Origin of the sequence: Vibrio artabrorum (genome assembly GCF_024347295.1) — a bacterium.
In the GTDB taxonomy this organism is placed as follows: domain Bacteria; phylum Pseudomonadota; class Gammaproteobacteria; order Enterobacterales; family Vibrionaceae; genus Vibrio; species Vibrio artabrorum.
This window is the reverse complement of sequence record NZ_AP025458.1, coordinates 258,094-271,090: the sequence shown is the minus strand read 5'-3', so window position 1 is coordinate 271,090 and position 12,997 is coordinate 258,094. Positions and strand designations below refer to the sequence as shown.

The window sequence follows — 12,997 nt, the reverse complement described above, 5'->3', positions numbered from 1 at the left end:
TGAAAGGCTGTGATTTCTTAAAAGCCTCAATAACGGATCCTTGCCAGAGTATATTCACGCAAAAGCGATCACATTATACACAGCTATGCTCATCAGATGCTATTGCATCTGAAAGAGTTTCTAGCGCGTGTTCAATGTTTTCGCTATCTAACCAAGTTAAATCATTCCAGCTGCGCAACCAGGTAATTTGTCGCTTGGCCAACTGACGGGTTGCACAGACACCACGAAAAACCGCTTCATCTAAAGTGCAATTACCGTCTAAATAGTCCCACATCTGCCGATAACCAACGCATCGAATCGATGGCAGTTCGGGGTGAAGATCTTCTCTGGCGTACAACGCCTTCATTTCCTCTTCAAATCCCGCTTCTATCATCTTATCGAAACGCAACTCAATGCGACGATGGAGTTCAGCCCTTTCCTTGGGAGCTATAGCAAATTGTTTAACACGAAATGGCAGGCTATCGCCTTTCGTTTGAGTTAGCTCTGTTAATGTTTTACCCGAAATTCTATAAACTTCCAATGCCCTTGAAAGCCTTTGTGGATCATTTGGGTGTATTCTTTCAGCGGATACGGGATCTATCTCTCTTAATTGATCATGCAGAGCGTGCCAACCTTGTTCGATCGATTCCGCTTCAATCTGCTTACGAATCTCATGATCGGCGGCGGGTAGTGGCGATAAACCTTCCAACAATGCCTTGTAATACAACATGGTGCCGCCAACAAGTAGCGGAATTTTGCCTTCCGCTACAATTTTATTCATTTCATTGATCGCATCGCGACGAAAATCTGCCGCAGAATATGCTTCACTTGGATCCAGAATATCAATCAAACGATGGGGGGCGAGCTTAAGCTCTTCCGCATCAGGTTTAGCGGTGCCAATATCCATGTCTTTATAGATCAATGCCGAATCAACACTGATGATCTCTACCGGGTATTTCTGACGTAAGCGGATAGCTAAATCTGTTTTTCCTGATGCCGTCGGGCCCATTAAAAACAACGCTAAAGGTAATTTTTCAGTCATGATATTTAGTATTTGTTTCTCTGTAATAGCGCTTTATAGCAAAGGGCTTTGTATCGCGATACCTTCAGTTACAAAGGAGTGCCATCGCAAAAAGTGAAATCATCAACAGCCACAGCCGTAAACAAGCTCAGTTTACTCATCAACTAACTCATAAATGCTGAAATAGTCGCTGAGAAGTCGATAGGATTAACAAACTCGGGATCATCTAATGGAAGTAGACCATGCCAAAGTTGTTCAAGTTCCCCAACGAGTTGAACCGCTTCAGATAAAGTGTAGTCGCTTTTTACTTGTGCGGTTTGAATCCCTATCCAGTTGACCAACGATGGCAACATGTTGTTAGCCAACTTCACGCTACTTTGAGCATTTATTGAAGCCGCGTACGATAACAGATCTGGGATCAAAATTTGTAAATTTTGCTGTCTCAAAGGAGAAGGCACGCCCATCACCATCAACGCCTCACTGTTTCGAACTTTAAGCTCAATCCCCAGCAACGCCAATGTTGAGCTCAGTGCCTTCGCCACCTCAACAAGTTCACGACCAAGCTTAATCGATAAAGGTACTAATAGCGGTTGGCTTTTTAACGCACCACCGCGAGTATCAAGCTGACCAACAACACGCAATAACTCGGCCTTAGCCAAGGAAACCAGCACACAGCCATTCTTATTACCCATCACCAGGTACTGACGTTCCACAATCGCAACGGCTTTGCCTAAATCAGTGATCGGAACTCTTGGTTTGTTGATGGATTGAGTATCGACGGGCTCAATATCGAGAGACTCATTCACTATCACGTTAGCGTGCTGAGATTCGCTGTTTCTCTGTGCCCCCTCTAACCGCGTTTGCCCATCAAAATCTGGTGTTTTCAAAAGCTCTTTGTAGGCTTTCACTTCACGCTTAGAGGGTGCTGGATCAGCATGGTGCTGCTGCGACTCTTTTGCTTTTTTCGGGGGTGGGCGAGACTCTATCCACTCTTGACGGGGAGAGGCACTAAAATGGGTTTCACGCTCAGACGAACCTCGGTTAGCAGAGGAAGTATAGCGTTGCCCCCCATCGTTAATGCGAGCTTGAGGCTTATCATAAGCTTGTTCAGATTCAGCTTTTCTTGGGTAGGCCGGCGTTTGCTCAATCGCATGTCGAACGCTCTCTGAAACAACGCTTTGATCTGAGTTGCAAGGTAACCTGTCTTCTTGCTCGGAAAGATTCGTCGCATCATTAGAGTCAGAAACGCCCCCCTCTTGCTGATAATGCTCAACATCTGAAGATGGGTGAAATGCAGACTGGTTTAGTGGAGCAGCATCGATTTGCTTGCTTTGTGCCAGACCATCACTCAATGCTTGATAAATAAAATCATGCACAAGGCGTGCTTGATGAAAACGTACTTCGTGTTTGGCGGGGTGAACATTCACATCGACTTGATGCGGGTCCAGCTCGATGAACAACACATACGTTGCGAATTGGTCTGGACGCAGGCTGGTTTCATAGCTTTGGCGAATCGCGTGATTAATCAGTTTGTCACGCATCATACGACCATTGACATAGCAGTATTGCAGATCGCTTTGCTGTCTTGCTCCTTCGGGTGTTGTGATCCAACCATGAAGCTTGAGCCCTTGATGCACTAGCTCAATCTTAAGCATATGACGAACAAAAGCATGACCACACACCGCAGCAATACGTTTCTCGGCTTGAACATCGGTTTTGGCCGCACGGTACTGACGAATCATTTTACCGTTATGGCGAAGATTGATCGTGACATCAAAGCGGCTTAGCGCAATACGTTTAAGCAGCTCATCAATGTGCGTAAACTCGGTTTTTTCCGTTCGCAAAAACTTACGTCTTGCTGGCGTATTGAAGAACAGATCCAAAACCTCGACCGAGGTGCCAATAGGATGCGCCGCAGGCTGTAATTTTACCTGCATATCACGGCCTTCACTGTGCGCCGCCCAAGCTTGTTCTTGAGTCGCAGGTCGAGACGTCATGGTCAAGCGCGCGACTGAGCTGATACTCGCCAGCGCTTCGCCACGGAAACCAAGGCTGACGATCGCCTCAAGGTCATCAAGCGTATGTATTTTAGAGGTAGCATGACGGCTCAGGGCTAAGGCAAGCTCATCTTTGACGATGCCCTTGCCGTTGTCACGAACCCGGATCATCTTGGCGCCACCTTTCTCAATATCAATATCGATACGTGTCGCCCCTGAATCCAAACTGTTCTCAACCAACTCTTTGACAACAGAAGCGGGTCTTTCTACCACTTCACCTGCGGCTATTTGGTTGGCTAACCGAGCTGGCAGTATTTTGATCGTCATATGTATAGCTACCTCACTGCCATTGATGGAAACACTTTACTTTCTTTTCGCTCGCGTGGAGTCGTTAGGTGTTGCTTAGACTATTTGTGCGGAATAATCAGCACCTGACCCACCGCTAAACTATCTGATCGTAAATTATTCGCTTTGCGGATATTGTCAACGCTCACGCCATACTTAGAGGCTATCTTGCCAAGATAATCACCTCTTGCAACTTTGTGTTTGCGTAGAGGAACATCTTTCACTGCAACCGTAATACGTAACTTTTGCCCGACCTTGAGTGTTTCTGAGGTTAAGCGATTTTCACGTTTAATATCCGCCACCGAGACTTTATAGCGAGCGGCGACCTTGCCTAAGTATTCTCCAGGTTTAACCGTGTGGGTTATCGTCTCCGTTTTTACTGCACGGCTTGGCGTGGAAGAACCTTGAGAACGACTTGGAATCTTTAACACTTGACCAACGGCTAGGCTGCTCGATTTCAGGTTGTTGAATGTCATCAACGCCTGTGTCGACGTGCCATATTTACTTGCAATCACTGATAAAGACTCACCACGAGACACTTTATGTTGACTCACGCTAGCCGTTGATGACGTTACGTTCGACAAGATAATCCCTTCAGGTGGATTAGCCTTTAAATACTTAACGACTGCTTTCGTTATAGCATGCGCCAATTTATCTTGGTGCGAACGTTGGAAAAGGAGCTTCTCTTCGGTCGGATTCGATATAAAACCAGTTTCAATCAAGACTGATGGGATTTGTGGTGAACGTAATACCGCTAAGCTGGTGTTAATCGGCTTGCTGTTATGCAGCTTTGCAACCTTACCCATCTCAGACAGAATGTCGGTGGCCAACTTATACCCTTCTTTTTGAGAATGGCTAAACTGTAGATCAAGCAGCGTTTGGTTAACGTTCTTATCATCAATATTGCCAGTGAAAGCCGTCCCACTGCCGCCCAACAATTCAGACTGTCTCTCTTTGTGTTCAATCCAGCGCGAAATTTCCGTATTAGCACGTCGCGTATTCAACACAAAGACTGAGCCGCCTTGTGGTCTCGGTGTCGTAAAAGCATCAGCGTGAATAGAGATCAACAAGTGAGCTTGGTTCTCACGCGCAATCGCAACACGTCGATTAAGGTTCACATAGTAGTCGCCATTGCGCGTTAAACGTGTCTTGATTCCAGGAACAGCATTCAACTGTGCAGCCAGCTTACGAGCAATACTCAGAGTGGCATTTTTTTCATATTTACGCGATGGGCCAATCGAACCTGGGTCTTCACCACCATGACCAGGGTCGACAATAATCAGAACCTCTCGTTGGCGCTTAACTTGATTAATGCTTTTACTCACCGTTGGTTTACTCGGTGTCGAAGCTGACGCGCCCTTACTTATCGCTCCGTGTGGAAAATCAATCACCAAGCGATGTCCGTATTGACCACCGGGGGTTGGGCTTAGTTTAAACAAATCGGCTTTAGAGGATTTCTTCAACTCAAACACTAATCGGTAAGTACTCTTGTCTGGTGGCGAACTTTTACGAACTTTCGACAGAATAGGACTATCCGTTACCACGACAGGCAATTTAGTCGCAAGATTGGTATTTTTTAAATCGACCACTAAACGACTCGGGCTACTCAGGGTGAAATAGCTAAAGTCCGCTTCTGATTTTAGGTCGATAACCACACGCGTATCTTCTGGAGAAGGCCAAACCCTCAAACCTTGCAATGAATTCGCAGAAACCAATGAAGAAAACAATAAAGAGAAAACAGTAACCGTCGTAGCTACTACTGAAAAAAGGCGTTTAGAAATCAACATAACTCCAACTGACTCAGCAAATGCTGTCCATATTCATTGTTAGCGGTTAAAGAAACAACACGGTGATCGTCTTGATAGCGAATATCGATATCCAAATCTGCTTCTGGTAGCATTCCATACCCTTTCTCAGGCCATTCAACCAAGCAGATGGCATCTGGAGTAAAGTAATCTCGAATCCCCATAAACTCTAACTCTTCTGGATCAGCCAAACGATAAAGATCAAAATGATACACCTGCCAATCAGCAAGTTGATAAGGTTCAACTAGAGTATACGTTGGGCTCTTTACGTTTCCTTGATGACCCAGTGCTTTTACAAAGCCTCGACTGAACGTCGTTTTACCTGCGCCAAGATCACCATGCAGATAAATAGTCGTCTGCTGTGAGCAAAGATGAGAAAGCTTCGTTCCCAATTGAATCGTTGCTTGTTCATCTTTCAAAGTAAATTGTTTCATGCTCATGAATACGTTCTCTAAAAATCGATCGTTGACTATATAAAAATCAAAAGAATAGGAATAGTAAACCGTGATGCTTTTGGGAGACAAGCACTCAAGTGTAAGTTCTATGAAAAATACTACTCAAAACACGTCTGTTCTGGTCAATATCACTAAGATCCGTTAAGATCCGCCCCCATTTTTGCCGAACCTAATGTTAATTAGCCTTATCTCTAATTGTAAAACAGAGAAAATAAGAATTAAGCCATGAATCTAGACCATCTTGCTGAAAAAATTAAAATCTGGGGAAAAGAGCTAGGCTTTCAAAAAGTGGGCATCTGTGATGTTGACTTAGCTGAACACGAAGGTCCCCTGCAAGCATGGCTAGATGCTGGCAATCACGGTGAAATGGATTGGATGGCTCGACATGGAATGATGCGTGCGCGTCCAGCTGAACTTCACCCAGGCACAATTCGAGTGATCAGCGCTCGAATGAACTATCTACCACCAGAAGCTCAGTTTGCCTCTAACCTAAGTGATACCTCTCAAGGCTATATCAGCCGATATTCTTTAGGCCGCGATTACCACAAATTGTTACGTAATCAGTTAAAAAAGTTAGGGCAAAGAATCGAAACAGAGGTTGAAGGTTTTGACTCACGTCCTTTCGTCGATTCCGCGCCTATTTTAGAAAGACCGCTCGCTCAAAAAGCAGGACTGGGTTGGACAGGTAAGCACTCGTTGATTCTCGATAAAGATGCTGGATCCTGGTTCTTCCTAGCAGAGCTGCTCGTGAACATCCCCCTTCCTGTCGATGAACCCAGTGTTGATGAATGTGGAAAATGCACAGCCTGTATCACTTCTTGTCCAACCGGCGCAATTCTTGACAATGGCATCGTGGATGCGCGCAAATGCATCTCATATTTAACCATTGAATTTGATGGGATTATCCCTGAAGAGTACAGAGACGCCATTGGCAACCGTATTTATGGTTGTGATGACTGCCAGTTAGTTTGCCCGTGGAACCGCCATGCCGAACTCACAGAGCAAAAAGATTTTCACCGTAGAGATGACTTCCAAGAGGCCGATCTTGTTACCCTTTCAGGTTGGGACGAAGCCACCTTTCTTAAGAAAATGGAAGGCTCAGCAATAAGACGCATTGGCCACACCCAATGGTTACGCAATATCTTTGTTGCAATGGGCAATGCACCATTCCAACACCGCATTGTTGAAGCACTTGAATCTCATCAAGGCCAAAATGAACTGTTGGATGTCCATATTGAGTGGGCATTGAAAAAGCAACTCAAGCAGTTACCCAACGCGAGTGGCGTGCAAGAAAATAACGGTGTGCAAAAGAAGAGCAGCAAAATACTCACCAAAAAGCACAGATTGATACGCATTGTTGAAAAAGGGCTTCCAAGAGACGCCTAGCCCTTTATATATCAAGGTTTACCTCATTCGCAGATATCATGCCCCTAAGCTTAAAGGCAACACGTTGCACACAATTTTAAAACAATGTTTGACCTTGTTCTCAATTTTAACAATGTGGAAAAAATTCTGTTCTGTCACAAACCTACGACACCCATACAAAGTTAAACACAGTAACGATAAATGATTAAGATCAAAAAACAATGAGTTAACGATCTTTCACCAAATTCAAGACCGCCCATCAAACTCATGAAAAACAATGAGTTACAAATACACCGATCGCGCTAATATATTGAAAATAAGAAAGATCTTTTAAAGAAGGGGGAAGGATTAAGCATGAAATTACTTTATCAACCAAGTTATCCACACCCTTAGTTTTGTGGATAAGTCTGTTTATAGATATGAAAAACCTCAAGTATCTGCTTCAGAGACCTGATGTTTACTAGCATTCGAGTTGCTAAGAAAAACTAAGACAAAAGAACACCCACCATAATGGCGGATTATTTGCTTTTGGGGGAGATTATGCTTCGCAGCATTAAAGAAAGAGCATGACCCTTAGGTCGCCTTTAAACTCTGTGATCTAAAGAAAAACACGGTGGTTTAAAGGATTATCATCGCTTTTTTTTAGAAGAAAGCTGGAGCGATACATCGGGTTCGAACCGATGACCTCAACCTTGGCAAGGTTGCGCTCTACCAACTGAGCTAGTATCGCATAAGTCACGCGCTGCTCTTACTGCCTTAGGCAGCTCTTACCGCCTTGGGCAACAGATAGCGCTTAACTGTAATGTGGTTGCGGGAGCCGGATTTGAACCAACGACCTTCGGGTTATGAGCCCGACGAGCTACCAAACTGCTCCATCCCGCGTCCGGATGCATTGTTTAAGTCAATGACTCTGCCTCTATGAGGCGCCCTCTAGGAATTGACTTCCTAAAAGAATCAAACTGGAGCGATACATCGGGTTCGAACCGATGACCTCAACCTTGGCAAGGTTGCGCTCTACCAACTGAGCTAGTATCGCATAAGTTACTCGCTGCTCTTACTGCCTTGGGCAGCTCTTACCGCCTTGGGCAACAGATAGCGCTTAACTGTAATGTGGTTGCGGGAGCCGGATTTGAACCAACGACCTTCGGGTTATGAGCCCGACGAGCTACCAAACTGCTCCATCCCGCGTCCGGATGCATTGTTTAAGTCAATGACTCTGCCTCTAAGAGGCGCCCTCTAGGAATTGACTTCCTAAAAGAATCAAATTGGAGCGATACATCGGGTTCGAACCGATGACCTCAACCTTGGCAAGGTTGCGCTCTACCAACTGAGCTAGTATCGCATAAGTCACGCGCTGCTCTTACTGCCTTGGGCAACAGATAGCGCTTAACTGTAATGTGGTTGCGGGAGCCGGATTTGAACCAACGACCTTCGGGTTATGAGCCCGACGAGCTACCAAACTGCTCCATCCCGCGTCCGGATGCATTGTTTAAGTCAATGACTCTTGCCTCTAAGAGGCGCCCTCTAGGAATTGACTTCCTAAAAGAATCAAACTGGAGCGATACATCGGGTTCGAACCGATGACCTCAACCTTGGCAAGGTTGCGCTCTACCAACTGAGCTAGTATCGCATAAGTTACTCGCTGCTCTTACCGCCTTGGGCAACAGATAGCGCTTAACTGTAATGTGGTTGCGGGAGCCGGATTTGAACCAACGACCTTCGGGTTATGAGCCCGACGAGCTACCAAACTGCTCCATCCCGCGTCCGGATGCATTGTTTAAGTCAATGACTCTTGCCTCTAAGAGGCGCCCTCTAGGAATTGACTTCCTAAAAGAATCAAACTGGAGCGATACATCGGGTTCGAACCGATGACCTCAACCTTGGCAAGGTTGCGCTCTACCAACTGAGCTAGTATCGCATAAGTTACTCGCTGCTCTTACCGCCTTGGGCAACAGATAGCGCTTAACTGTAATGTGGTTGCGGGAGCCGGATTTGAACCAACGACCTTCGGGTTATGAGCCCGACGAGCTACCAAACTGCTCCATCCCGCGTCCGGATGCATTGTTTAAGTCAATGACTCTTGCCTCTAAGAGGCGCCCTCTAGGAATTGACTTCCTAAAAGAATCAAACTGGAGCGATACATCGGGTTCGAACCGATGACCTCAACCTTGGCAAGGTTGCGCTCTACCAACTGAGCTAGTATCGCATAAGTTACTCGCTGCTCTTACCGCCTTGGGCAACAGATAGCGCTTAACTGTAATGTGGTTGCGGGAGCCGGATTTGAACCAACGACCTTCGGGTTATGAGCCCGACGAGCTACCAAACTGCTCCATCCCGCGTCCGGATGCATTGTTTAAGTCAATGACTCTTGCCTCTAAGAGGCGCCCTCTAGGAATTGACTTCCTAAAAGAATCAAACTGGAGCGATACATCGGGTTCGAACCGATGACCTCAACCTTGGCAAGGTTGCGCTCTACCAACTGAGCTAGTATCGCATAAGTTACTCGCTGCTCTTACCGCCTTGGGCAACAGATAGCGCTTAACTGTAATGTGGTTGCGGGAGCCGGATTTGAACCAACGACCTTCGGGTTATGAGCCCGACGAGCTACCAAACTGCTCCATCCCGCGTCCGGATGCATTGTTTAAGTCAATGACTCTTGCCTCCAAGAGGCTCCTCTAGGAATTGACTTCCTAAAAGAATCAAACTGGAGCGATACATCGGGTTCGAACCGATGACCTCAACCTTGGCAAGGTTGCGCTCTACCAACTGAGCTAGTATCGCAATCTGAAAACGTCTTTCACCGTTCAGGGCTGCGAATTATAAGAGCATTTTTTTGTGATGCAAGCCCTTAAATGCAAAATCACGTAACTTTTTACTCAACTGCTGTAAAAGCACACAGATTTACAAAAAATTTAACACTTATGTCCCTGAAAAGTTAGATAAACGTGATTGTTTGATCCGATCAGATGTTAATAATCGTTTTTCGGTAGTACTGCAACTCAGCGATCGACTCACGTATATCATCTAATGCAAGGTGGCTTCCCGACTTTGAAAAACCCTCTAAAATCTCAGGTTTCCAGCGGCGAGTCAGTTCTTTGAGAGTGCTTACATCAATATAACGGTAGTGGAAGTACTCTTCCAACTCTGGCATATGCTTGTATAGGAAACGGCGATCTTGACCAATGCTGTTACCACAAATCGGTGACTTACCTTTAGGTACCCATTGTTCAAGAAACTCAATCGTTTGTTGGATGGCATCTTGTTCTGAAACCGTGCTTTCTTGAATTCGCTTCACTAGACCGCTGCCAGTGTGCGTCGTGGTGCACCAATCGTCCATCTTGTCCAATTCACTCTGGGGTTGGTGAATAGCCAAAACAGGTCCTTCAGCCAGGATGTTGAGCTCACTATCCGTAACGATAGTCGCAATTTCAATGATTTTATGAGTTTCAGGATCAAGTCCTGTCATCTCTAGATCAACCCAAATAAGGTTCTGATCGCTAAAGGACATAAGGCGTCGCCTATTTGTTTATGTGTAAAAGAGGTACTATACCCAAATAACTATACTCAAACTAGCTTTAGGGCCACGAAATCATGTGGCATCAGCGACACCTTGTTTGAGTCCCCAATCATCAAGTTAGATGTGTTAAGTGAAATATTGTGGCTAAAAAAAAGAAGTTAACTAAAGGTCAAGTACGTCGCGTACGTAGCAACCAGAACAAGCGACTCAAGAAAGAAGATTCTATCCAATGGGATGAGAACATGCTTGGTGGCACCAAAAGCGGGCTCGTGATTACGCGCTTTGGTCAACATGCTGATATCGAAGATCTTGAAACTAACGAAGTTCATCGTTGTAACTTGCGCCGTAGTATCGAGACTTTAGTTTCTGGTGACCGAGTGACTTGGCGTGCAGGCTTAGAGTCGATGGCTGGAATTTCAGGCGTGGTAGAAGCGGTTGAACCAAGAACTTCAATGCTGACTCGCCCCGATTATTACGACGGCCTTAAACCGGTTGCAGCCAATGTCGACCAAATGGTTATTGTATCGGCGGTGCTACCAGAGCTATCACTTAATATTATCGACCGCTATTTGATCGCTTCTGAAACGGTCAACATTGCGCCTCTTGTGGTACTGAACAAGGTCGATCTACTGACTGATGAGCAGATTGCTCAATACCGCGAAACGCTGAAAGTGTATGAGAAAATCGGCTACAAAGTGATGTTCGTAAGTAAAGAATCGGGATATGGCATCAAAGAGCTCGAAGCTGAACTCAAAGATCGCATCAACATTTTTGTAGGTCAATCTGGGGTGGGTAAATCAAGCCTAGTAAATGCGCTGATGCCAACACTGGATATTGAAGAAGGTGCGGTTTCTGAAAACTCTGGACTGGGCCAACATACCACCACAGCGGCGCGTTTATACCACTTCCCTTCAGGAGGCGACCTCATCGACTCTCCCGGAGTGCGTGAATTCGGCCTATGGCACTTAGAAGCGGATGAAATCACGGATGCTTTCATTGAGTTCAAGCCCTACCTAGGTGGTTGTAAGTTCCGCGACTGCAAGCACAATGACGACCCCGGCTGTATATTGCGTCAAGCCGTAGAAGAGGGAAAAGTTAGTCGCTTACGTTTTGCTAGCTACCATCGAATTATTGAAACAATGGCTGACAACAAAGATAACCGTCAGTACTCACGCAGTAAGAAAGCGGATCTCTAATCACATTATTGTGAATAAACGTGTGCATTTACTAACGATTCCTGTGATTACTGACAATTGCCGCGATTTTAAGTAACATCTCGCGCCCTAAACCGTCATTAACTCGTTTTCATTGAAAGCACTTTGTATCGAAAGTAATTAACGTCGAAAGCAATTAACATCGAAAGTAATTGGCATCAAAAACAAACAGCATCGGAAAATTAATACAATGGATAAGATTAAAGTTGGATTGCAGTATTGGATCCCACAACATGGCCTGACACGTTTAGTCGGTAAGCTCGCGTCTGCTAAAGCGGGAGGTTTAACGACAGCGATCATCAACTGGTTCATCAAACAATATAAAGTGAACATGGATGAGGCTCTGCATAGCGATCCAAAACACTTTAAAACATTCAATGAATTCTTCGTTCGTGAATTAAAAGATGGCATGCGCCCTATCGCTGAAGGTGACTCTGTCATCGTTCACCCTGCCGATGCTCGCGTTAGCCAATTTGGTCCCATTACTGACGGCCAACTGATTCAAGCGAAAGGCCACAACTACTCAGCGCGTGAACTACTGGGGGGTGATGCTAGCCTTGCTGAAGAGTTTAAAGACGGTGAATTCGCAACGCTTTACTTATCGCCAAGTGATTACCACCGCGTACACATGCCATGCGATGGAACACTGCGCCAAATGATCTACGTTCCGGGCGACCTTTTCTCGGTGAACCCACTAACGGCAGAGAATGTTCCAAACTTGTTTGCACGTAACGAACGTGTGGTTTGTATCTTCGATACGGAGTTTGGCCCAATGGCACAAGTGCTGGTTGGTGCAACGATTGTTGGTAGCATCGAGCAAGTGTGGGCAGGCACGATTACGCCTCCTCGTGGTAACTCTGTTTATAAATGGGATTACCCTGCACAAGGTGATACCGCCATAAACTTAGAGAAAGGCGAAGAGATGGGTCGCTTTAAGCTTGGTTCAACCGTTATCAACCTGTTTGCTAAAGGTGCGATCAAGTTTGATGACACTATGATTAATGGTGAGAAAACCGTTCTTGGCACCCCGTACGCACATGTTGCAGCAACAACAGCTCAAACGAGTCAAGAAGCGACACTAGAGAACACTGACGAAGCTTAATCGTCTGGGGTGACTCATAGAAATGTTAAAGGCGCATGATTGCGAATCAATCATGCGCCTTTGTCATTACTGCCAATACTGGTCATAACAAGATCAGAATTCCCCAGAAGAAAGATTGACCAAAAACAAAACAGTCGTTGAAACCTTAAACAACTTTTCGATTTTACAACCCGCCTCCAAGTACCAAAAAGCCAGAT

General features: G+C 45.6%; 8 protein-coding genes and 15 tRNA genes. 3 read left to right on the top strand and 20 right to left on the bottom strand.

The features are described from left to right. Positions 1–73: 73 nt before the first annotated feature. The 4 genes from miaA to tsaE form a co-directional block, all read right to left on the bottom strand. Positions 74–1,021, bottom strand: coding sequence for a tRNA (adenosine(37)-N6)-dimethylallyltransferase MiaA (miaA, locus tag OCU36_RS01325; protein ID WP_261838703.1), 948 nt, complete (start codon positions 1,019–1,021; stop codon positions 74–76). Between the two features lie 143 nt (positions 1,022–1,164). Further along, positions 1,165–3,324, bottom strand: a complete 2,160-nt coding sequence (gene mutL / locus OCU36_RS01320; protein WP_261838702.1) for a DNA mismatch repair endonuclease MutL — start codon at positions 3,322–3,324, stop codon at positions 1,165–1,167. An 80-nt stretch (positions 3,325–3,404) separates the two neighbouring features. Then, positions 3,405–5,129, bottom strand: a complete 1,725-nt coding sequence (locus tag OCU36_RS01315) for an N-acetylmuramoyl-L-alanine amidase (RefSeq protein WP_261838701.1) — start codon at positions 5,127–5,129, stop codon at positions 3,405–3,407. Beyond that, positions 5,123–5,587, bottom strand: a complete 465-nt coding sequence (gene tsaE, locus OCU36_RS01310) for a tRNA (adenosine(37)-N6)-threonylcarbamoyltransferase complex ATPase subunit type 1 TsaE (RefSeq protein ID WP_261838700.1) — start codon at positions 5,585–5,587, stop codon at positions 5,123–5,125. Before tsaE ends, OCU36_RS01315 begins: the two co-directional genes overlap by 7 nt. A gap of 240 nt (positions 5,588–5,827) precedes the next feature. On the opposite strand from tsaE, the gene queG reads away from it, so the two are divergent. Beyond that, positions 5,828–6,988, top strand: a complete 1,161-nt coding sequence (gene queG, locus OCU36_RS01305) for a tRNA epoxyqueuosine(34) reductase QueG (RefSeq protein WP_261838699.1) — start codon at positions 5,828–5,830, stop codon at positions 6,986–6,988. Positions 6,989–7,621: 633 nt separating this feature from the next. Here queG and OCU36_RS01300 read toward each other — a convergent pair. The 16 genes from OCU36_RS01300 to orn form a co-directional block, all read right to left on the bottom strand. Continuing rightward, a tRNA-Gly gene (locus tag OCU36_RS01300) sits at positions 7,622–7,697 on the bottom strand. Between the two features lie 75 nt (positions 7,698–7,772). Next, positions 7,773–7,849: transfer RNA gene (locus OCU36_RS01295), tRNA-Met, on the bottom strand. Between the two features lie 78 nt (positions 7,850–7,927). Next, positions 7,928–8,003: transfer RNA gene (locus OCU36_RS01290), tRNA-Gly, on the bottom strand. Between the two features lie 75 nt (positions 8,004–8,078). Next, positions 8,079–8,155 (bottom strand) — tRNA-Met (locus OCU36_RS01285). A 78-nt stretch (positions 8,156–8,233) separates the two neighbouring features. Then, positions 8,234–8,309, bottom strand: a tRNA-Gly gene (locus tag OCU36_RS01280). 56 nt (positions 8,310–8,365) lie between these two features. After that, a tRNA-Met gene (locus OCU36_RS01275) sits at positions 8,366–8,442 on the bottom strand. A gap of 79 nt (positions 8,443–8,521) precedes the next feature. Then, positions 8,522–8,597, bottom strand: a tRNA-Gly gene (locus OCU36_RS01270). A 56-nt stretch (positions 8,598–8,653) separates the two neighbouring features. Then, positions 8,654–8,730: transfer RNA gene (locus OCU36_RS01265), tRNA-Met, on the bottom strand. 79 nt (positions 8,731–8,809) lie between these two features. After that, positions 8,810–8,885 (bottom strand) — tRNA-Gly (locus tag OCU36_RS01260). Positions 8,886–8,941: 56 nt separating this feature from the next. Further along, a tRNA-Met gene (locus OCU36_RS01255) sits at positions 8,942–9,018 on the bottom strand. A gap of 79 nt (positions 9,019–9,097) precedes the next feature. Beyond that, positions 9,098–9,173: transfer RNA gene (locus OCU36_RS01250), tRNA-Gly, on the bottom strand. A 56-nt stretch (positions 9,174–9,229) separates the two neighbouring features. Further along, a tRNA-Met gene (locus tag OCU36_RS01245) sits at positions 9,230–9,306 on the bottom strand. 79 nt (positions 9,307–9,385) lie between these two features. After that, a tRNA-Gly gene (locus tag OCU36_RS01240) sits at positions 9,386–9,461 on the bottom strand. 56 nt (positions 9,462–9,517) lie between these two features. Further along, positions 9,518–9,594, bottom strand: a tRNA-Met gene (locus OCU36_RS01235). 78 nt (positions 9,595–9,672) lie between these two features. Continuing rightward, positions 9,673–9,748: transfer RNA gene (locus tag OCU36_RS01230), tRNA-Gly, on the bottom strand. A gap of 181 nt (positions 9,749–9,929) precedes the next feature. Beyond that, complete coding sequence (orn, locus tag OCU36_RS01225; RefSeq protein ID WP_261838698.1) at positions 9,930–10,475, bottom strand: oligoribonuclease; 546 nt, start codon at positions 10,473–10,475, stop codon at positions 9,930–9,932. Positions 10,476–10,624: 149 nt separating this feature from the next. Here orn and rsgA point away from each other — a divergent pair, with 149 nt between their 5' ends. Both rsgA and asd read left to right on the top strand, forming a co-directional pair. Continuing rightward, positions 10,625–11,680, top strand: a complete 1,056-nt coding sequence (gene rsgA, locus OCU36_RS01220) for a small ribosomal subunit biogenesis GTPase RsgA (protein ID WP_261838697.1) — start codon at positions 10,625–10,627, stop codon at positions 11,678–11,680. Between the two features lie 208 nt (positions 11,681–11,888). Next, complete coding sequence (asd, locus tag OCU36_RS01215) at positions 11,889–12,800, top strand: archaetidylserine decarboxylase (RefSeq protein WP_261838696.1); 912 nt, start codon at positions 11,889–11,891, stop codon at positions 12,798–12,800. Positions 12,801–12,997: the final 197 nt, after the last annotated feature.